Here is a 21968-nt window from a genome sequence, read left to right on the forward strand (position 1 = left end):
AATAGCCAGGAAGTCCAAATAAAGACCAAATTTAGACCGATGAAAGGCTAGAGCGATATTAGCTATTGGATATTAGATATTAGAGAAAACACCAATACCCGTTACATCAACTCTAATATCTAATATCTAATATCTAATATCGCCTTTGCTCTTCAGCACACGTAGCAAAACGAGTGCGACCAAATACGTGCCCGCACCGGCGCCGATCAACAATGCCAACTGCCACACCCGGTCAACAAAATCTGCCGCCAACCACCACTGCCGCGACGGCGCTAAATACAACACCACCGCAATCATGGCCACAACCGCCCCAGTCACCTTCGTTAAATAGGTCAAAGTGCCGGGGTAGCGTTTCAGCACACCGTCGCGCCAAAGGTTGTAGCCTAGTAAGCCAGCATTTAAAGCAGCTGAAAGCGAGGTCGCAATGGATAAGCCCACATAACCGAAAGGAATCGCGAAAATAATATTGAACACCATGTTCGACACCATCGCGATAATGCCGTACTTTACCGGCCGCTTGGTGTCTTGGCGCGAATAGAAACCAGTAGCCAGCACTTTCACTAACATAAAGCTGAGCAACCCTGAGCCATAAGCAAAAAGGCTGTAAGAAGCCAAACGAGCATCTTCTGGGGTAAATTCACCGCGCATAAACAACACCATCAGCATGGGTTCCGCCAGCACAATTAACCCGGCCATGGCCGGCAAGCCCAGCAACACCACCGTGCGAATACCCCAATCAAGCGTTCTGCTGAATTCATCCGCCGACTTATTCACGTGCCGTGAGCTTAATGCCGGCAAAATCACCGTCGCAATAGCAATACCAAATAATCCCAGTGGAAATTCAAGCAGTCGGTCGGAGTAATACAACCAACTAATCGAACCGCTCATCAAAAACGACGCAATAAAGGTATCTAGCAACAAATTGATCTGGCTAACCGAAACCCCAAACAAAGCTGGAATCATCAAGGTACGAATTTTCGTCACACCGGGGTCACGCCAGCCCCAGCGCGGCCGCACCAATAGCCCAGCACGCTTCAAAAATGGAATTTGAAACACAAACTGTACCGCGCCACCAACAAACACACCCCACGCCAGCGCATATTCCGGCTGTTCCAGCTGAGGCCCTAACCAAATAGCGAACACAATAATGGCAATATTCAAAAACACCGGCGTAAACGCCGCCACAGCAAACTTACCAATGGTGTTTAAAATGGCCCCGGCTAGCGCGGTAAACGTAATAAACCACAAGTACGGAAAGGTAATACGCAACAAGTCAGCGGCAAGCACAAATTTATGCCCCTGCGGCCCGTCATAGTACCAGTCCAAAAACCACCCCGTACCAAACAACGCCGCCACCACCGGCGACAACACCACACCCACCAGCGTAACAATGGTCACCAAGGTACCCAACGTGCCCGCCACCCGAGCAATCAACAGTCGCTGCTCATCCAGCGTCTTGCCCTGCTTATATTCTGTCAACACCGGCACAAACGCCTGTGCAAACGCACCCTCAGCAAACAATCGGCGCAAAAAGTTAGGAATTTTGTTGGCAAAAAAGAATACGTCCGCCGCGGCACCGGCACCCATTAAGTTCGCAATCACAACATCGCGCGCAAGCCCCAGCACACGAGAGATCAGGGTCATGAAGCTGACGATAATGCCGGATTTAGCTAAGGACTTAGACAATGGAACCTCGTTATTCGTTATTCGTGCGCTTCGCTGTTCGTCCGCTTCGCTGTTCGAACCTTCAACGTATTAATTAGCGCATTTAATAATTGGTATGTGCGTGATAATAATTCATTTTCGTCTGATCTAATATAACCAAGTCGCACAGCAATTCGTAACTGGGTCTTAAGTTCGGCAAGTGAGCCTCGGGCAATAAACAGAAATCGCAAGAAGTCTTTGCTGCTACCTCTGTGCGCTCCTTCCTCAATATTACTCGGAATACTCACCGCACATCTTTGCATTTGACTTTTTAACCCAAACTTTTCGTAATCAGGAAAGTACCTAGTTATGCTATAAATCTCGCAACACAGCTCTATAGCCACCGCGGTTACTATTAACTCTCTTGTCATTATTAACGCTCCTTGTTTAATTCTTTAACGAACAGTGTAACGTACGAACAGCGAAGCGTACGAATAACGAATAACGAACTTCGCACTTGACTTTAAGACGAAAAACAGGCATATTCCCCGCCCTACAAAACCATTGCAAACAGATAACGAATTTTAGGAGTTCACCTTGGCTAACATTAAGTCTGCTAAAAAGCGTGCGGTACAAGCGGAAAAGAACCGTCGCCACAACGCGAGCCGTCGCTCTATGATGCGTACCCAATTGAAGAAAGTAATTACTGCTATTGAAGCAGGCGATAAAGCGGCTGCACAGCAGGCATTTACTGGCCTTCAACCAATTCTTGACCGTTACGCAACCAAAGGTCTTATTGGTAAGAACAAAGCAGCTCGTCATAAGAGCCGTTTAAGCGCGAAAATCAACGCGCTGTAATCTACCGATTACACCATCTCGAAAAACCGACCCAAGTGGTCGGTTTTTTTGTTTCAATTCATTAATAATTCATGAAATGGCCAATTTAGGGGTCGATACCTGGGTTAAAAGTTAGGATAATGTTGTTGAACATTTTATAACTACAACTAGGGAACTCTATATGTTTCGTGCATTGATAACAGCAACACTGGCATGTGCGCTGATGTTGTCACCTAGCGCAGTCGCGCAAACTACAGACAAAGAAAATTCGGTCGAAAAATTGCCGGTTGAATATTTCTTCAAAAACGCTGCTTATGAGCACGTCGTCATTTCTCCCACGGGTAAATATTTCGCCATTAAATCAAACGCTGGCGATCGTGATCAAATTCTCGTTTATAACCGTGAAACCAGTAAGGTTGCAAGTAGCTTTAACTTGGCGGAAAACCAGCGTTTTAGCGATATTCACTGGGTTACCGACGAACGGTTTATTTTTGCTAGCCAAAAATACGTCGGCTTATGGGACAACCAAGGTGGCCCACGCAACTTGTATGCGGCCAATGCTGACGGTAGCAATCGTTTGCAATTATTCTTCTCTGATACCGCCGGCTACTCGCTGTTAAGCCTATTACCTGATGACCCTGAACATATACTTATTGGTCGTTATCATTGGCGTGACGGTGGCGAAGTAAAGGTTCACCGGCTTAATGTCAACAATGCGCGTACCTTCTATGAAGCCGATCAACCGCCTAAAGCTAATGGCGTTAGCCCCGATAACAAAGGCAACTTACGTATTGGATATATCATTGAGCCCGACGAAGATGACGTATTCAAATCGCACATCACTTTGTTCTATAAGCCTTTTGGCAAAGACAACTGGGTAGAATACGAAATTGAAAATTTCCGCGAGGGCGCAACCGTTTTACTTAATGGCTACTCAGACGACGGCCGCTTCGCGTATTTATCTACCAACAACTGGGATGCCACAACACAGGTTTATCGCTTTGATACCAAGCTTGCTACCCTTGAGAAAATTGCCGGTAATGATCTGGTCGATGTCTACACAACAGTAACCGGTATGTCCGGTGAGCTACTAGGCGTAGAGTTCATGCCTGGCAAAATTGAGCGTGTCTATTTTGAAAATGATACGCAATCGGCAAAATTGCTAAAGCAACTCGAACAAGCCTTCCCTGGTCAACGGGTTCGTTTTACCAGTACCACAAAAGATAAAAAGCAGGCGATTATTTCAGTGAGTTCAGATCGCAATGCCGGTGAGTTTTACCTGCTAAACACCGAAACCTTGCAGGTTAGTTTTATCGCCGCACCAAGAGAGAACTTGTACGCTGAAGATATGGCGCCAATGCAGCCAATTTCTTACACCACGCGTGACGACATCACCATTCATGGTTATTTAACCACACCTCGTGATTGGGACGGAAAAACAAAACTGCCCATGATCGTTAACGTTCATGGCGGCCCTCACGGTCCACGCGACACTTGGGGATTCAACCCAGAAGTGCAGTTTTTCGCAAATCGTGGTTACGCCATACTACAGGTGAATTTCCGCGGTTCGGGCGGCTACGGATACGACTTCCAGCAGTCTGGCTACCAGAAATGGGGCCGCGAAATGCAAGACGACGTCACTGACGGTACCTTATGGGCCATTGAGCAAGGCATAGCCGACGAAGACCGTATTTGTATATACGGCGGTAGTTATGGTGGCTACGCCGCACTAATGGGCGTCATCCGCGAGCCAGACTTGTACCAGTGTTCGGTGGGCTATGTGGGCGTTTATTCATTGCCGCTAATGTATGAAGTTGGCGATGTGCAAGAAACCTCGCGTGGTAAAAAAGTATGGGAACGCTTCATCGGCACAGATGAACAAGTGCTAAAGGCGAATTCTCCGGTTTACAATGTTGATAAAATTAAGGTGCCACTGTACCTTGTGCATGGTAGCAGAGACGTGCGGGTTCCTATTGACCACATGCATGCCTTGACCAAAGCTCTCGATAGTGCCGGTAAAGACGACTACAAAGTATTCGTGCGTGAAGACGGCCACGGGTTTTACAAGGAAGAATATAAGCTTGAATTATACAAAGAGCTTGAGTCGTTCTTTGCTGAGCATTTATCAAAATAGTGCGCATATTTGCTAACGCGTCTCCGTAGCTCAGCTGGATAGAGCAGCCCCCTCCTAAGGGGCAGGTCGCAGGTTCGACTCCTGCCGGAGACGCCAAAAAATAGAACAATAACCATTCGAGGTAAACATGGAACATTGGAGTAAATACTGGCAGTACAGCGGCGTTCTCAATAGCTTCGCTGAAGGCCAAGCTAGCACGGGTTATACCGGTGCACTAAAGCAACATTGGGATGCGTTTTTTGCATCCCTTCCTGCTGAAGCTGCCATTGTCGACATTGGCACAGGTAACGGAGCATTGGCACTGTTAGCTCACGATTACAGCAAAACTGAAACCAAAGACTTTAATATTCACGGTATCGATGCGGCGAAAATTGATCCAGCCGCAAGCTTACAGAAGCAGTCACCCGCACTGGCAAAAAAACTCAAAGCAATTCAGTTTCACAGCGAAACCCCCATTGAAAAAGCACCATTCAAAAAAGCAACTGTCGATGCCTATATTAGTCAGTTCGGTTTTGAATACGCCGATCGTAAAGACGCCATCAAAGTCATTCTTGATACCCTTAAAGATAACGGCCAAGCACACTTTATTGTCCACAATAGTGCGAGCAGCTTAGTAAAAAGCTCACAGGCTGGCATTGAAGTTATTGAAAGTGTTTTAACTGACTCACCATTGTTCCAACTTGCCGACCTTTATATTGACCTTGCAAGCCAGGCTATTCCGCAATTAGGGGACAAGGGCTGGCAGGAATTTAGCCATCAAAAAATTCTGGCACAAAGCATTCAATGGATGATGCGTGAACTGCAAGAGAAGTTCAGTAAACCAGAACAACAAGTTTGGGTTACAGACATCGTACGTCGCATTGCACGCACGTTAGAGCGCGTTGCAGGTAACACCATCGAAGACTGCGTGAAGCAGTTAGCCTATGAGTATCACTCGGTAAACGATCACAAACAACGTTTAATTGACCAAAACAACGCTGCCTTTGCTAAGAAAGACATTACGGCATTGCAGAAGCAAGTTGAGAAGCTCGGTGCTAAGTTCAGCGCTGAAGAGTTCAAGCTTGACGATGACAAGTTCGGTTGGGCTGTGACTGTAGCTAAAGGTTAATTGCTAAAAGCAAATACGATATTGGATATTAGATATTAGATATTAGATATTAGAAAAGGCCCCTTGTGGAGCCTTTTTTTTTGCTTTGAAAACTAGTTCATATTTTGGCTTTCACAAACGAAAAAGCCCGCGGCGAACCGCGGGCCTTTAAATAACTTAGCTTATCGCTAACTCAAGCGTTCTTAGAATACTTGAGTGTAACGGAAGTAAGTGATACGACCGTAGTCATCGTACAAGTCGAAGTTGTAGTCACGACCGCCGTATGGAGTTAACTGTGGCAGTTTCTCGAACGCGTTCTGCATACCTAAGGTAATGCGACCGTTCCAAGAAGTAGCGTAGTTAGCTTGGAAATCGTGAGTTACGTAAGTACCGATAGAACCGTTACGCTCAGCGAAGGCAGGGTTACGTACACAGTTGTTACCAACTGCTTCAAAGCCTATACTACACTGTGCTTGGTCGCCGATGATGTTCATGTTCCAAACAAATGAGAAGTCAGACACAGTCCACAAGTTCTCGATGTTTGCACGGTAGTCAGGCAAGCCTGGGTCACCCATGAAGTTACGGCCGCCGTCTAGGCTGTAGTCGTTGGTGTAACTTACAGTAAAGTTAGTTTGCAATGCACCAATTGAACCGAAGTCAAAGTTGGTACGTGCGTTCAAGTCGATACCGTCAGTTTCTACGTAACCTTCGTTACCGTAACCTGCGTCAACGCGAGTGATCACGTTGTTAGTTGGGTTACGAGTTACACCCAAACCAGGTGGAATGAATTCTCCAGCAGCTTCACGTGCAATGATAGTGCTTGGGCCGTAGTACTGAATACGGTTGTCGATTTCGATTGACCAGTAGTCAACAGTCATGTTCAACCAATCAGTAGGCTGGTAAGCAACACCTAACGCGTACTGAGTAGACTGCTCTGACTCAAGGTTCGGGTTAGACTGAATGTAAGTGTCAACCTGAACTGGGCAAGAACCTAATACCGCACAAGTATCTGCATCGTTTACAGATGATGCAGAGAATGAAGTCTTAGCAGTTAAGATATCCAGTGACGGAGCACGGAAACCTTCGCCGTATGAACCACGGAATACTAAGCCATCAGTTGGTTCCCAACGGAATGATACTTTAGGTGAGAAGTCGTTACCGTAGTCTGAGTATTTGTCATAACGGCCTGCGAAGTTCAATTCAAAGTCCATAGTTACTGGAACTAATACTTCGAAGAACGCAGACTTAACAGTACGGTCGCCGCCCGCAGAGTTACCTGCAGAACCACCAATTTGACCAGCTTCTGACAATGAGTCGTATTGGTCAACGTAAGTTTCTTTACGGTACTCAGCACCAACGAACGCTTGGATAACACCAGCGTCAGTTTCTGCCACGTCGAATGACGCGTTCACGTATGCTTCGTCTTGGTCAAACTTAGAGATACGAGAAATCGTAGCTTTCATTGCATTCAGAGTCGCTTCTGAGTTGTTAGAAGGATTCTGAATATCATAACCATAACGACAGTTCACAGCGTCGAACGTACCGTCGCCACAGTAACCTGGGTTAAAGTTTGAGATGTAGTCGTTAGCAGTTGAACGAACGATGTAGTTATAGCCAATATCGTAAGTTTTGTTGCGGTTACGACGTAAACCGAAGTCAAGCTCGATGTCACCAATGAAGCCTGAACCACCAACCAACAAGTCAGTGTTTTCGTTGTTTACGAAACCATCACGGTTACCTAATGCAGCATAACGGTGATATGAGTCAACCCACTCAGGACCATTACCGAAAGAACCACCGTTAGCAGGGTCAAATGCAACTGCGTTCGGGTTGTTTACGGTGTCATAGAACCAAGCATCTGGGTTCGTTGGGTTGTTGTAGCTATCTGGAGCGATTTCAGCCCAATCTGGAACTGGCGCATAACGACCGAAAGATTCAGTTTTAGCGATAGTTGCAGTCGCGTAAACTTTCCAGTTGTTGTTGATGCGGTGTTCACCTTTCAAGTACAAAGACTCGTTCGCTGAAGACGCTTCGTTCGCGTTAGTCGCGTTAAAGTTGTACTGACAACGGTCACGGCCACCAATTTCTACAGCATTGTAGTTTGGCTCACGACAGCCGTTAGGGATTTCAGTGAACACGCCGTAGTTTGACCAAGGTGTCCAGTTGTTACCGTATACTGATGAGCCTTGACCAGCATATGGGAAATCACGATAGAAAATGATGTCGCGGCTGTTCCAAGATACACCACCTAACAATGAGGTGTTTGCATCAGCAGCACCAAAAGTGATAGTACCGTTCTCACGGTCACCGCCTTCTTCTGGGTAGCTTACTTGACCAGCGCCAACGCTGATTTCAGCGCCGCTGTAGTCTTTACGAGTTACGATGTTGATTACACCACCGATCGCGTCAGAACCGTACACCGCAGATGCACCGTCAGACAAGATTTCGATACGCTCAACAGCACCGATTGGAATGGTGTTCAAATCTTGAGTTGAACCAGTAGAAGGTGACTTAGGAAGACGACGACCGTCTACAAGTACCAACGTACGGTCAGCACCCAAACCACGCATATCGATAGACGCAGTACCCTGCGCTGAGCTACCAGATTGCGGACGGAATGAACCGAATGAGTTAAAAGTAGTACCACGTAATACGTCAGTTACAGACAGGTCACCAGAAAGCTCGATAGCTTCACGGTCGATAACTGTCAAAGGTACCGCACCTTCAAGGTCAGTACGTTTAATACGTGAACCGGTTACTTGAATACGCTCTTGCGCTTCTTCAGCTTGTGCTTCATCTGACTGGTCTTGCGCTGCTGCAGTACCAGTAAACGCAAGTGAAGCGCCACCGAACATAAGCGCTAAGCGTACAGACTTAGCTAATTTGTTATTAGTATACATATCTTCTCCCTGGACCACTTTTTAAGTGATTTACTAGGTTTAAAATCGGCACGTGAACGCTTTCGTGCTCGTTCCGACCGAGGCTTATGAAACGTTAACATTACATAAACACCAATCGATCAGTACTCGATACTAATCAAAAACAGTCGGCTCGGCAACCTACGAAACACACAAAAACCAAGTTTTTTTGTATTTTTTTCGTGAAAACAGGGAACTTTTTTGGTGAATTGGTATAACCAACGTTATGATCGGTCAAAACTAGTGGTTATTTATAGCGTTGCGCCAGCATTAATTCGCCGCAGGCTATAGCGTCACTAAAGGCATGGTGGGCATTATACTCCGGCAGCCCATACCGCGTTCGGCAGGCATTTAATGTCAGCTCACCGCGAGCAATATGATGTTGATGGCGTTTAAGGCGTTGGGCCTCGTAAGCTAGGGTGTCAAAGCGTGCTAATGGCTCTAATTTTATCCCGTGTTGCTTCGCTGCGTGCTGCAAAAACCCCCAGTCCAACTGAATATAATGACAAACCAAGATATTGTCTTTTAATACTTTTGCTAATTCACGCAGTACTTCTGCTGGCTCAGTAGGGTCAATAAAATCTTTGCTCACTAAACCATGTACCACCGGTGACTGTTTCAGCTCGGTTTGGTCGTGTTTAATCAAATAATAACGGCCGCTGGCGTAGTCAATCACCGGCGGCTTAATAACCACCCAAGCCACCGCCAGTAATTGATCAGAACGCGGATCAAGGCCACTACTTTCTACATCAAGCGCCACATAAGTGTGCTCGGTCCAAGGCTTGTTCCGCTGCAACCAGCGTTTAATCCAGCGTTTCAGGTTTCCCATTTACCCTACCCGGCCGAATTTCAAGCCAACGCCTTGTTGGCATTCTTTGATAATACGAAACGCCGTTTTAAGTTGTCGCCGCGTTAAAGTACTAAGTTCATCGGGGTCGAGGGCATTTTGCGGCTTATCCGTGCCCCAAGTCGCTAATTGATGCTGCAAACGCAACTGCGTTAGAAACTGCCACGCTTCCGCTAAGCTCTGGTTATCTTTGCGGTTTAACAAATTGCTGCCGCGTAGTTGCTCCAGTCGCTGTAAAGTTTGCGGGACAGTTAACCCAGCTTGTAGCGAATAAATTCGTACAATATCGTTAATTAGTGCTATTCCGTAGCGCTTAATATTGATTAAATCGCTGTCTTTTCCCGACTCAGTGCCACGAAAACGATTAAATAGCCCCAATGGCACCTGCACACTCACCTGCAGTCGCGCTAAGTTACCCAAGAAAAAGTCTTTCTGCCCCAGTTGCGCCACTTCGTCACGATAACGCTGGTACAAACGCTTATTGCCGTGCACCATGCGCGAATCAAAAAATATTTGGCAATACATCAGCGCTTTCGGTGTGGGGTTTTGGGTCCAATTCTGAAAGCGCTCAAGCCAGCCATCAAGGGTACGGCGGCAATCTGCGTTAGACGCCATAATATTACCTGGGCACAACGGAATACCGCACTCGTTTAAACCGCTGCAAACGTACTCACCTAAGCCCTTAAACCACTCCAACTGCTGCTCATTTAAACCGTTACCAAGTAACAAACCGTTGTCTTGGTCCGAGCTTAGCACTTGATCTTCACGCCCCTGCGAGCCAAACGCAATCCAGCAATAAGCGCCGGGCGCTACGCCATGCTCCTGTTCGTACAATTTGATCAATTTGCGAGTCATGCTGTCGGTTAGTGACGCCAACAAACGACCCACCATGGTGGTATCGCGCACCCGCGCCGCAAAGGTTTGCATGTAGACCGGAATCTGTCGCGCTTCGGTAATCAGCTGCTCACGCGACTGCGCTTTATTCAGCGCACTAATCAACATCACCGGCTCACTGCGCTGTTGCCGCATTAAGTCGGTGTTAGTAATCATACCTAGAGGTTGCTGATTATCATCAACCACCGGCAAATGGTGAATATCGTGTTGCGTCATCATCGCCAACGCATCCATCAGCGTCTGCCGCGCCTGCACCGTGGCCGGCGCCTGCGTCATCACCGCATTCACCTGCAACCCGTACGACAACCCCTGCGCCACCACCCGATTGCGCAAATCACGGTCGGTTAAAATACCGCTAATGCGCACCTGCGCAAGAGAGGGGTGCAGACCCTGGTCCGCACCCTGGTCTGGAGCGGGGGCCGCCCCCTCCTCTACCAAAATAATTGAGGAGACCTTTTCGTCGCGCATGCGCTCAGCAGCTTCGCGAATTGTCGCGGTAATTGGCATGGTGACCGGTTTGCGCGCCACGACTTCACCAACGGTTAACTCCAACGGCTCGTAGCCCGGCGTTTCACGCCGGGACGCGCCAGCGGTTATCCCCCCCGTTGCTGCGGTGTCAGCATTAACAGCAGCTGCGCTACCACCATTAACAGCAGCTGCGCTGCTACCATTAACAGCAGCTGCGCTGCTACCCGGCGTAGAACGCCGGGCTACGTCCATCGGTTGCCGGGCTACTTCTCCCAGTAGCCGCTGCCCGTGGGCACGAATAAAGTATTGTTCAAACGCCCGCACTGCTTGGCGCAACGTATCAAACATCTGCGCCGACACAATATAAATAATACCGTCTTCAATCACGTGCAGCTTATTCACCACCGGCCGACCGCTTAACAGCGACGGAAACCCGAACAGGTCATGCGACTCAAGCCGCTCAATTAAATGGCCATCTGGCGCGAGTAAATCAAACCCGCCCGAACGCACAATATATAAAGCCGGGCTATGTTGCTTGAACAAGTCACTCACGTTGTGCTCGTTCACATAGGCCGCTTTTATATTCTGTGCCACCCATTGGCGTTGCTCACCGGTTAGTTCGTCAAACGGCGGGCAATCGAGTAAAAAGCGCTGTACCTCAGTAAATTCCGGCTGCATCTTGAAACCCCAAGTACGATATCAGCTATTAGATATTCGATATTAGCAAAACCCGCTCCTCTAATATCCAATATCTAATAGCTAATATCGCTTTTGAATTAAAAAGCCCGGCGAAAGCCGGGCTTGTCATCTTAGTGGCCTGTCGCCCCACCCGCACCACGCGGATAACGAATCGACTCCACCAAATCTTGCGTATCTTGCGGCGCATCGCCCGTTAGCTTATGCACAACATAAGCCACAATGAAGTTCAGCACCATACCTACAGTACCAATACCTTCAGGCGAAATACCAAATAGCCAGTTGTCAGCCACGTTGGCAGCAGGGTTCACAAACTTGAAGTAAATAATATACGCCAAGGTAAAGATGATACCCACTAACATACCGGCAATTGCACCAGTGCTATTCATACGCTTGTAGAAAATACCCAGAATAATTGCAGGGAAGAAGCTCGCTGCGGCTAAGCCGAACGCGAAGGCGACCACCTGCGCCACGAAGCCGGGCGGATTAATACCAAACCACGTTGACAAGGCAATCGCAATTGCCGCCGCCACACGGGCCCACATCAGCTCCTGTTTGTCAGTAATATTCGGGGTTAAGGTGCGTTTCAACAAGTCATGCGACACCGACGTTGAAATAACCAATAGCAAGCCTGCCGAAGTTGATAACGCTGCGGCTACACCACCCGCTGCAACTAACGCCACAACCCACGCCGGTAAGTCAGCAATTTCAGGGTTCGCTAGAACCATGATATCGCGGTCAACCGTCATTTCATTGCGCTCGTCACCCGAGTAGAACATTTTGCCGTCACCGTTTTCGTCTTCCCACTTGATCAAACCGGTTTTTTCCCAGTTCTTGACCCAATCTGGTGCAGCTTCATATTCCACACCTTGCAAGTCTGGACCGTTCACAGTGTTGATTAAGTTGACTTTGGCAAAACCAGCAATAGAAGGCGCAGTTAAGTAAACCACAGAAATAAACACTAATGCCCAACCTGCAGACAAGCGCGCATCGCTTACTTTAGGTACGGTGAAAAAGCGGACAATAACGTGTGGCAAACCAGCGGTACCCACCATCAACGCACAAGTAATAGCAAATACGTCAATTTTCGACTTGATGCCGGAGGTATAGGCCGCTAGCCCAAGCTCTTCGGACAGTCCGTCAAGCCTTGCAAGCAAATACTGTCCTTCACCTGCAACCCCATCGGCTATGGTAGCACCAAAGCCAGTTTGCGGCAGAATATGGCCGGTCATTTGGAACGAAATAAAGATAGCCGGCACTAAGTAGGCAAACGCTAGCACGCAGTACTGCGCCACTTGGGTGTAGGTAATACCCTTCATGCCGCCCAACACGGTATAGAAGAAAACAATCACGGCACCAATGAATACACCGGTCGCAATATCAACTTCTAAGAAGCGCGAGAACACCACACCCACACCACGCATTTGGCCTGCAATGTAGGTGAATGAGATTAAAATCGCACAAATAACCGCAATGGTACGGGCAGTTTGTGAGTAATAGCGGTCACCAATAAAGTCGGGCACGGTGAACTTACCAAATTTACGTAAGTACGGCGCCAAACACAGCGCCAGCAGCACGTAACCACCGGTCCAACCCATCAGGTACACGCTGCCATCATAACCAGCAAACGCAATAATACCCGCCATTGAAATAAACGATGCAGCAGACATCCAGTCGGCGGCCGTTGCCATACCGTTCATTACTGGGTGTACGCCACCACTTGCGACATAAAAATCAGACGTCGAACCCGCCCGCGACCAAATTGCAATAGCAATATAAAGTGCGAAGGTTAAGCCGACGATAATAAACGTTAACGTTTGAATATCCATGTTCCCGGCCCCTTATTCTTCGTGCACTTCATATTTGTTATCTAGCGCCGCCATGCGTTTCACATACACGAAAATCAAGATAACAAAGGTGATAATTGAGCCCTGCTGAGCAAACCAAAAGCCCAGCTTAAAGCCGAAGAAAGTGAACTGGTTCAACACGTCCACCAAAAGAATGCCAAAGCCATATGACACAATAAACCACACCGCTAGTAGCTTCAGCACCAAGCTAATGTTATCGCGCCAGTAGGCTTTTGCGAGTTCTTCGCTTTTGAAAGCCATACGCCCTCCAAGTTGTTCTGTTGTTGTTTGTTATTAGTGAAAGAATCACTTATGCAATCTAGTCGGCGAATGACAATTCAGGAAATAAGACATTGGTCGTATTAAAGACAAAAACGATAGAAGATATTAGATATTGGATATTAGAAAACAAACCATCGAAGCTCTGAATTTCGCTTTTGCTTTCAACTAATATCTAATATCTAATATCTAATATCTAATATCGCTCTTGGTGTTCAAATGACCTTACTGCTCATACTTGCCTCTTTGGCCTACATAGCCACCCTATTTGCTGTCGCGCACTGGGGCGATAAACCCAATTCATGGGCCAACCGCATTAGCTATAAGCCAATTATTTACAGTATGAGCTTGGCTATTTATTGCACCAGCTGGACCTACTATGGCGCAGTGGGCAATGCCGCTAGTGGCGGCTGGGCTTATATACCCATTTTGCTCGGCCCTTTCTTGTTGTTTGTGTTTGCACTGCCGTTGGTTGAAAAGCTAGTTAGCGTCTCAAAACAACAAAACATAACATCTATTGCCGACTTCATTGCTAGCCGCTACGGCAAGCGGCAACGTTTGGCGCTGTTCGTGACACTTATCGCCGCGTTAGCAACCATTCCCTACATAGCCCTCCAACTTAAAGCAGTTGGTTTAACCTTTGTGGTGCTCACGGAAAACACCTCGGCGCTCACGCAGTTCTCTATTAACGAACTGGTGGCCGCCGCCATTATGGCGGTGTTCGCTATGTTGTTTGGTACTCGCCATATTGAAGTTACGGAATATCGCAACGGCATGATTTTGGCCATTGCCTTTGAGTCAGCGGTTAAGCTAGTCGCGCTGCTGGCCGCGGCCGTATTTGCCTACCTGTTATTTAGTGAGGCATCGCCCACCAGTATGTGGCAGCAGCTAAGCAACCCAACCAGCAAAGCCTGGAGCTGGGAAGCTCTCACCGAGTTCGACTTTGTTGTGCAAACCTTCATGGCGGCCGGCGTTATTTTGTGTTTACCACGGCAGTTTCACGTAGCGGTAGTTGATAACGTAAACGTTAACCACTTGAAAACCGCGCGCTGGGGCTTTCCTTTATATTTAGTGCTGATAGCTACCGCTATTGTGCCCATTGCCTTAAGTGGTAGCTTATTTTTAGGCGGTGTCGACGGCGACACTTTCGCCCTGCGCTTACCCTTATTGCATGATCAAACCTGGTTAGCCGTGTTTATTTATATCGGCGGTTTTTCTGCCGCCACCGCCATGGTTATTATCGCCTCGGTAACCTTAAGCACCATGGTTACCAACGACGTGATCATGCCGATTATTTTACAGCGCCGCAGCCGCTTACCTACCAGTTTTCCAACCGGCTTCCAGCGGCGATTATTGCTCATTCGCCGAGTTGCCATCGCAATTATCTTGTTGCTCAGCTATCTCTGTTATTACTTCTGGGCAGCCGGCACCGGTTTAGTCAGCATAGGTTTACTGGCCTTTTCAGTAGTTCTACAGTTGTTACCGGCGGTACTTGGCGGTTTGTATTGGCGCCGTGGCCACGCGCGCGGCGTTTACGTCGGCTTAGGTAGCGGCTTAATTGCTTGGCTATTTGCAGTGGCGGTGCCTATGTACCTACCACACCAAAGCACCGACACCAGCATTATTACCCAAGGTACGGTTATTAGCCTGGCAGTGAACACCGCGTTTTACATCATATTCTCGCTGCTAGCCCAGCCGCGCCTGATTGATCGCATTCAAGCAACCGCATTCGTAAAACCGCGCTCACGGGTGCAAGAACACACAGTCGGTCGGCATCATCAAGCCACCAACGGCGACATGATGTTACTACTGCAGACCTTTGTCGGCGAGCAACGTACGGCCCAATTGCTCGACTACTTCGCCGAGTCGCAAGGCAACAACACCAGCCACACCAACAAAGAAGACGTGGCCTCGCGCGAATTTATTGACTACGTAGAGCGAGTACTGACAGGGGTGCTAGGCGCCGCAACCGCACGCTCGCTGGTCGAAGCTGCGCTACGCGACAGACGCCTACACTTAGAAGAAGTGGTCCACTTTTTTGACGACACCACCCAAGCACTACAAACCCAGCAGTCAATCTTGTTTAGCTCGCTTGAAAACCTTGCCCAAGGCATTAGCGTGGTTGACGCAGAGCTGCGCTTGGTGGCATGGAATAAACGCTACTTAGACCTCTTTAACTACCCCGATGGCATGGTTAAACCCGGTCAGCCTATTGCCACCTTAATTCGTTACAACGCCGAGCGCGGCGAATGTGGCCCCGGCGAAATTGAAGAGCTCGTTGCCAAGCGCCTGAAGCACATGCAGGTGGGCTCGCCGCACCGCTTTATTCGACGCCGTGGCGACGGCCGCGTGATAGAAATGGTCGGCAACCCACTGCCCAACGGCGGCTTTGTAACCTCATTTACCGACATTACTGAGCACGTAGAAACGCAACAAGCGCTTGAAGAGGCCAATATTGACCTTGAACAGCGCATTAATATACGGCAAAAGAAAATTCGCGAAATTAACAACGAGCTCACCGAAGAAATTGACCGCCGGCGCACCGTTGAAGTTGAATTGAAAAAAGCCAAACAAGAAGCCGAAGAAGCCAACGCATCTAAAACCCGCTTCTTGGCGCTGGCAAGTCATGATATTTTGCAGCCGCTTAATGCCGCACGCCTGTATTTATCCGCTATGGACGAGCGCACACTAACGCCGGGTAATTTACAATTAACGCAAAAGCTCGATACTGCATTAGCTTCTACCGAGCACCTGCTAAGCACCTTGCTGCAAATTGCCAAAATGGACCAAGGTGCTCTGCAACCACGCTTTCGGCATGTGCGACTAAGTACCGTGCTGCAACCGTTGTTGCATGAATATAGCGTACTGGCCGAGCAGCGTGGCATTAGCCTCAAGGCGCGCATTCATGACGGCGTGGTGTACACCGACCCGACTTATTTGCGCCGTATTGTGCAAAACTTTTTGTCCAACGCGGTAAAATACAACCGCGATAACGGCAAGGTTTTACTTGGCGTACGCCGTCGTGGCGACTACCTGCTTATTGCGGTGTATGACACTGGGCTTGGTATTACAGCCCAGCAGCGGCACCGTATTTTTGATGCCTTTTACCGCGGCTCTAACACCCGCGTAGAAGGCGTTGGCCTTGGTTTAAGTGTCGCCAAGCGCATGAGCGAGCAATTACATTGCGAGCTACGCCTCAACACCGTTGAAGGCTCGGGTAGTTGCTTCTCGGTAAAAGTGCCGTTGGGTAACGAAGCTCAAGTACATGAAAAGCCAGCACAGCAAAGCAGTAGTGACTTGCACCAAGGTCTAACTATGGTGTGCGTAGACGACGATCAAGAAAACCTCAACGCCATGCGCGCGCTATTAGAAAAATGGGGCTGTACGGTCGAAACCTTTACCAGCAGCGCCACTGTGCTTGAGTACGCGGCAACCCATCCGCGTCCAACCGGTATGTTATTAGACTACCAACTAGGTGACGACGAACACGATGGCTTAAGCCTCGCTCAAGAATTACGGAAGTTATGGGGGGATAATTTGTCTGGCGCCTTAGTTACCGCCATGAATGACGACGGCGTGCGCAGCCGCGCACGCGCCGAACAACTGCATTTCTTGGCTAAGCCGGTTAAACCGGCCGCCCTGAAGTCACTGCTGAAATACCTTGACCGGTAGCCCGGCCGTGTTTTGTCAAAAAGTACGCCGGGACGAGCGCAGCGAGGTCATACTCGCCACATCACCAAAGTTCAAACATTAACAGGGCTGCGCCCGTCCCGGCGTAAAACGCCGGGCTACATCGTATTCGTTGGTAGTGCACGGCAAATGCCGCCATTTAGGTCAAGCACAGGCTCGGGAATCATCTCGCAGGTTCCCATTTCGCCAGTTTCTTGAATATGCTCAATACGCAGCTCAGTGTATTCACTCACTAGCTGCTTTAACGCCGACTCGTCAGTTACCTGCAATGAATAAGCAATATAATACTCGGGGCCACCGCAAGCGCGCTTGCCCACCGCAATCATGCGGCACTGGTCAATATTATCAGCACGAGCAATACCAACCATTGAGCGAATTTGGTTATCTAGCGAACGCAACCGCGCATCGCGTGATCCGTCTTCAACAGGGTTCATGGTCTGCTCCTTAGCGCTATTGTCAGCATTAGCTTCAGTCAGCGCATCCGAATTCATATTTTCTTTGTCTACACAGCCCGCAACCGTCAAAGCAACCGCAACAGCCATGCTTACAACTGATAATCCCTTAACATTCATGCTTATACCCTCACGTAAAAAAACGGCGATAGGTGTATCCTATCGCCGTTTGCGTTAAAACAACAGTATTTTAACGTTTACATTGTCATCGCGCGATTATACGGCGCGGCGGCGTAACCATACTAATGGCAGGCCTAACAATACAAACAACCAACCGAACGCACTGCTATCTTTCTTAACGATAGTCACAGTGTGCTGCGACTGCACAGTTTCAAGACCATCAGAAACCGTTAACAAGAACGTCGCTTCAGAAGTTGCGTCAACACGTGGCGCAGTAAAGCTTGCTACCGCAGTGTTGGCGTTCGCTAATGAAATAGTTGGGCCATCAATCAATTGCCATTGATAGGTCAACGTATCACCGTCGGCATCGCTAGAAGCACTTGCGTCTAAGCGTACTGAAGCATCAACGTTCACCGAAGACGGTGCAGTCACGCTTACCGAAGGTGCAGCATTGGTGATCGAGACAGAAACAGTGTTTTCAGTAGAAGCACCGCCATTCTCGTCAACCACACGGTAGGTAAAGCTATCAGTACCGGTCCAGCCAGCTGGCGCAGCATAAGTTGCAACCATGCCAGAGAAAGTCACTGTGCCGTGCTCAGGAGCTACCGTGGCTTCAAGTGACAACGCACCAGTCGGATTAATGTGCATTGGCAATACAGCGTCGTATGACAGTTCACCAGAGCTTACATTAAGCATGGTTAAGAACTCGCGACCTTGCTCACCTACCGCACTAGTTAAGTCTACATTCAACGCACGCGAGTGGCTGCCTTCAGCTGTTGCAGCTGCAACATCACCAAAGGTTGCAACGTTCGCTGCTAAGTCAACTTGCACAGTACCGTTCGTGCCTTCTTCAATTAGCGCGCCGTAGCTGCCGCCATTTGCCGGGTAAGCACCGCTATAAGCGTAGAACACAGTTGAACCTACAGTACCTGAAGTATCTTCGATACCAATTGCTGCACCCCAGTATGGCGTTTCAGCACCAGTTTCAATGTAGTTGTAATACACTTCGTTAGTACCCAAGCGGAACCAAGCGTTGAAGGTATAACGTTCACCGTTATTGGCTTCTGGGTAATCTGGGCTATGCCATGCCAGAGCGTTATACCACTCTAGAATTAAGTAGCTATCGCTACCTGCGTTGACAATTGCATAACGCATTTCACCTTCGCCTGCGTCAAACTGGAAGTCTGACCACAATGGTGCAACAACGCCGTCAGTACCGTCTACTTCTGGCATAAAGCCAGGCATAAATGCCGTACCAGTACGCTGTTCGCCAATTTCAACGAAACCATTGCTCCACATGTATAACATAGTGTGCGCGGCGCCACCCATGTGCCAGTCATAACCAATAGAACCAATATTCAAGGTTAGATAGGTCTCATCACAGCCTTCCACACATACTTTGCTATGGCCAATACCGTAAACCGCTTGCAAGGTATCTAAGCCTAAGCCAGCAAATGGGAATGAACCTGCGGCATTAAACACAAGCGCTTCGTCAGGTGTTTTTTCCTGCGTACCTACCCAAGTAAATGAGCGGGTTTCAGCATTGTATTCAGACGAAGTTGGAGTGCTTAGCTCTTCAGTGACCATCAATGACGAGTCGTCAATAACAAACAATTCATCAGTTGGGTATTGTACTGAAAGCGTCACTTCTTCACCGGTACCACCAAGACCAGCTACAGCCGACATGGTGAAATCAGTACCTGCCAACAATTCGCCGGCTGTTACGCCTGCACCAATAATTGTTGAGTCTTCTGAAAGCGCGGTATAAACCGCAACCGGCAATACTGCATCTGCATAAGTACCGCTTGCGTCAGTGAAAGTAACGTGACCGAACTGCCAGCCTTCACCAGCAAGTGCACCGTTAATTTCCATTTCGAACGTACCAGTACCACCCGCTTCTAACGCTAACGACTCAGTGAATGTTGCACTCACATTAGGGCTGTCAAACGCAACAGAAACCTGCCAATTCGCATCTGCACCACCAAGGTTAGTGGCCGTGCGCGTAAAGGTACAGGTGTTCACACACATGTTGTTAGCAAATGAAGCGCGGTCGAAAGTTACACCGGTGTTCATTGCCGTTGGCATCTCAAGACGACCCGCACCCACATCAAATGGATCAGCTGGTGTTTCACCGTCTTCTTTCAAAATGCCGCCTTTAGAAGAAGTCATCAAAATTGACTTCACTTGCTGTGGCGTTAAGTCATTGTCATAGCCAGCTAAAACCAATGCCGCAGCACCAGCAACATGTGGGCCAGCCATCGAAGTACCGCTCATCATCGCTAAACCTGGACCAGGCGCTGCAGACAAGATATCGCTACCTGGCGCTGCAATTTCTGGTTTCAAGAACGAAGAATCACCGTTCGGACCACGCGAGCTGAAGCCAGACATAATGTCGACAGCTGCTTCGTTAACCGCTTTGAAATTAGGGTTAATAGTGGCTTGCATGCCAGCATCCCAAGCTTCTTCAATGGCCAGGCCATCGGCTTGCAGAATAGACACACCCGGCAAGGTTGCCGCGCCCATGCTCATAATGATAATGCCATCAGCATTGTTGTATAACACCATGCCTACAGCGCCAGCCGCTTGAACCGTGTTGGCTTTCTGTTCAAACGAACATGTACCACGACTAACAAGCGCGATTTTGCCAGCAAATGCACCAGCTTCGAACGCGTTACAAGCTTCAACGTTAGTTTCATCAACTTGTGAAGCAGGCAACAACTCAGCAGTAATTGCTTCATTGACTTGGAAGTTACCGTTACCCATGTTGGCGGCAATTGGGTCGAAACCTGTCACTTCAAGTTCGTTACCAAAAACCCGGCCAGTTTGCGTACTTGCAACAGTAATAGTTTCTTCAATACAACCTGGGCAACCAACAGTTACTGGGCCTGGGCCAGAGTTACCTGCTGAAGTAACGGTAACCACACCCATTTCGTCTAACGACTGCATAATACTGGTGTAGTAGCTGTTTGCTGGAGAACCACCAGCACCGCCGCCCCATGAGTTGTTAATAACGTCTGCGCCGTCTTCCGCAGCATTTTCAAGCGCTTCAGCCAAGCTTAAGGTTAAGCCTGAACCGCGGCCATCAACGGTTTGCCATAACGCTTTATACACCATCAAGTTCGCACCAGGTGCTACACCTGAGAAGTTCAACGCCACGCCATTGTAGGTTGCGCTAACAGGGTTACCAACCGCAGTACCCGCTACGTGAGTACCGTGACCGTTCATGTCCCATGGCGAGTCCATAAATTCATCTGGGTGCACCGTACTTACCGGCTCATAAAAACGGGCCACGGCAATTTTGTCGTTACATACGTCTGGGTTTAGTTCACACCAGTCAGCACCAACCTCGCCTGCAACAGTGACAGGGTCATGGCCATTGTCAGCAAACATTGGGTGATCAAAAGTAATACCGGTATCAATAACCGCAACATTCACGCCTTTACCCGCGGCCGCTTGACCACCTAGCTGTTGCCAAGCTTCAGCCGTACCAATAAGGTCATTTGAGGCATCCATGTTCACATAAACAATGCTGTCTTCGTGAACTGCTTTAACACCTGGTACACCACGTAAACGCTGCTTTAAATCACCGCCATGATACTCAACAATCACACCGTTAAAGGTCAGCGTTAAACTCGCTTTTTCTTCAAGGTTCGGAATACGTTTTTTCACTTCCGACATAACCAAGCTTTGACGCTTCGCCAAATAATCCGCGTACGACTCAACCTTGTGCGAGTTAATATCAAGGCGTTGTTGCCCTGTTGCTTTCGCAGAAGTAGCTTCAAAGCCCGCAATACCGCCCTTATAGGTGGCCACTGCAGGCTCAACAAATTCAATTAAGAAACGAGTAGGTTGGAAAGCCGCACGTTGCAAGCCGCCTTGAACTTTCTGAGGAACCTTATTCAGATTACGTTCCGCAGTTTGCTCAACCGCTTGAAGTTTAGCATCAACCGCTTGTAGCTCTTGTGCCACGGCAGCCGACATCGTAGTTGCAGCAGCAACCGCGACGGCAAGTGTGGACCAACGAGCTTTTAGAGTTGTTTTCATTGCTCTTCCCT

General features: G+C 48.5%; 13 protein-coding genes and 1 tRNA gene. 5 read left to right on the forward strand and 9 right to left on the reverse strand.

Going from position 1 to position 21968, the window contains the following annotated elements; translation table 11 throughout:
- Window positions 1–126: 126 nt before the first annotated feature.
- Both murJ and ASC40_RS03885 read right to left on the reverse strand, forming a co-directional pair.
- Window positions 127–1686, reverse strand: coding sequence for a murein biosynthesis integral membrane protein MurJ (gene murJ / locus ASC40_RS03880; protein WP_055438431.1), 1560 nt, complete (start codon window positions 1684–1686; stop codon window positions 127–129).
- 17 nt (window positions 1687–1703) lie between these two features.
- Complete coding sequence (locus ASC40_RS03885; protein ID WP_055438432.1) at window positions 1704–2075, reverse strand: four helix bundle protein; 372 nt, start codon at window positions 2073–2075, stop codon at window positions 1704–1706.
- A gap of 166 nt (window positions 2076–2241) precedes the next feature.
- Here ASC40_RS03885 and rpsT point away from each other — a divergent pair, with 166 nt between their 5' ends.
- From rpsT to ASC40_RS03905, 4 genes are all read left to right on the forward strand, one after another.
- Window positions 2242–2502, forward strand: coding sequence for a 30S ribosomal protein S20 (gene rpsT, locus ASC40_RS03890; protein WP_055438433.1), 261 nt, complete (start codon window positions 2242–2244; stop codon window positions 2500–2502).
- 160 nt (window positions 2503–2662) lie between these two features.
- Window positions 2663–4615: a S9 family peptidase gene (locus ASC40_RS03895; protein ID WP_055438434.1), complete on the forward strand. Its 1953-nt coding sequence runs from the start codon at window positions 2663–2665 to the stop codon at window positions 4613–4615.
- Between the two features lie 19 nt (window positions 4616–4634).
- Window positions 4635–4711 (forward strand) — tRNA-Arg (locus ASC40_RS03900).
- Between the two features lie 31 nt (window positions 4712–4742).
- The gene (locus ASC40_RS03905) at window positions 4743–5723 is read left to right on the forward strand and encodes a class I SAM-dependent methyltransferase (protein WP_055438435.1); all 981 of its coding nucleotides are present in this window, start codon (window positions 4743–4745) and stop codon (window positions 5721–5723) included.
- Window positions 5724–5905: 182 nt separating this feature from the next.
- On the opposite strand, the gene ASC40_RS03910 is transcribed toward ASC40_RS03905, so the two are convergent.
- From ASC40_RS03910 to ASC40_RS03930, 5 genes are all read right to left on the reverse strand, one after another.
- A complete protein-coding gene (locus ASC40_RS03910) occupies window positions 5906–8602 on the reverse strand; it encodes a TonB-dependent receptor plug domain-containing protein (protein ID WP_055438436.1) in 2697 nt (898 codons plus the stop codon).
- 265 nt (window positions 8603–8867) lie between these two features.
- Window positions 8868–9449 carry a 3'-5' exonuclease gene (locus ASC40_RS03915; RefSeq protein WP_055438437.1) on the reverse strand — a complete coding sequence of 194 codons (582 nt, stop codon included), beginning with the start codon at window positions 9447–9449 and terminating at the stop codon, window positions 8868–8870.
- Entirely contained in the window at window positions 9450–11507 is a 2058-nt protein-coding gene (locus ASC40_RS03920; protein WP_055438438.1) for a DUF294 nucleotidyltransferase-like domain-containing protein, read from the reverse strand.
- 131 nt (window positions 11508–11638) lie between these two features.
- Window positions 11639–13354, reverse strand: a complete 1716-nt coding sequence (locus ASC40_RS03925) for a sodium:solute symporter family protein (protein ID WP_055438439.1) — start codon at window positions 13352–13354, stop codon at window positions 11639–11641.
- 12 nt (window positions 13355–13366) lie between these two features.
- Window positions 13367–13633, reverse strand: a complete 267-nt coding sequence (locus ASC40_RS03930) for a DUF4212 domain-containing protein (protein ID WP_055438440.1) — start codon at window positions 13631–13633, stop codon at window positions 13367–13369.
- A 237-nt stretch (window positions 13634–13870) separates the two neighbouring features.
- Here ASC40_RS03930 and ASC40_RS03935 point away from each other — a divergent pair, with 237 nt between their 5' ends.
- A complete protein-coding gene (locus ASC40_RS03935; protein ID WP_055438441.1) occupies window positions 13871–17323 on the forward strand; it encodes a PAS domain-containing hybrid sensor histidine kinase/response regulator in 3453 nt (1150 codons plus the stop codon).
- Between the two features lie 116 nt (window positions 17324–17439).
- Here the strand turns inward: ASC40_RS03935 and ASC40_RS03940 are convergent, their stop codons facing one another.
- The gene (locus ASC40_RS03940; RefSeq protein ID WP_141656096.1) at window positions 17440–17913 is read right to left on the reverse strand and encodes a hypothetical protein; all 474 of its coding nucleotides are present in this window, start codon (window positions 17911–17913) and stop codon (window positions 17440–17442) included.
- Between the two features lie 96 nt (window positions 17914–18009).
- The gene (locus ASC40_RS12045) at window positions 18010–21957 is read right to left on the reverse strand and encodes a S8 family serine peptidase (RefSeq protein ID WP_055438443.1); all 3948 of its coding nucleotides are present in this window, start codon (window positions 21955–21957) and stop codon (window positions 18010–18012) included.
- Window positions 21958–21968: the final 11 nt, after the last annotated feature.

It is taken from the genome of Pseudidiomarina woesei (assembly GCF_001418345.1).
Classification (GTDB): Bacteria; Pseudomonadota; Gammaproteobacteria; order Enterobacterales; family Alteromonadaceae; genus Pseudidiomarina; species Pseudidiomarina woesei.

Bases quoted from the DNA above. Each gene is read 5' to 3' on its own strand.
- ASC40_RS03925 (WP_055438439.1), bottom strand. From the start codon at position 13,354: ATGGATATTCAAACGTTAACGTTTATTATCGTCGGCTTAACCTTCGCA.
- ASC40_RS03910 (WP_055438436.1), bottom strand. From the start codon at position 8,602: ATGTATACTAATAACAAATTAGCTAAGTCTGTACGCTTAGCGCTTATG.
- ASC40_RS03905 (WP_055438435.1), top strand. From the start codon at position 4,743: ATGGAACATTGGAGTAAATACTGGCAGTACAGCGGCGTTCTCAATAGC.
- ASC40_RS03940 (WP_141656096.1), bottom strand. From the start codon at position 17,913: ATGAATGTTAAGGGATTATCAGTTGTAAGCATGGCTGTTGCGGTTGCT.
- ASC40_RS03885 (WP_055438432.1), bottom strand. From the start codon at position 2,075: ATGACAAGAGAGTTAATAGTAACCGCGGTGGCTATAGAGCTGTGTTGC.
- ASC40_RS03920 (WP_055438438.1), bottom strand. From the start codon at position 11,507: ATGCAGCCGGAATTTACTGAGGTACAGCGCTTTTTACTCGATTGCCCG.
- ASC40_RS03895 (WP_055438434.1), top strand. From the start codon at position 2,663: ATGTTTCGTGCATTGATAACAGCAACACTGGCATGTGCGCTGATGTTG.
- ASC40_RS03915 (WP_055438437.1), bottom strand. From the start codon at position 9,449: ATGGGAAACCTGAAACGCTGGATTAAACGCTGGTTGCAGCGGAACAAG.
- ASC40_RS12045 (WP_055438443.1), bottom strand. From the start codon at position 21,957: ATGAAAACAACTCTAAAAGCTCGTTGGTCCACACTTGCCGTCGCGGTT.
- ASC40_RS03935 (WP_055438441.1), top strand. From the start codon at position 13,871: ATGACCTTACTGCTCATACTTGCCTCTTTGGCCTACATAGCCACCCTA.
- ASC40_RS03930 (WP_055438440.1), bottom strand. From the start codon at position 13,633: ATGGCTTTCAAAAGCGAAGAACTCGCAAAAGCCTACTGGCGCGATAAC.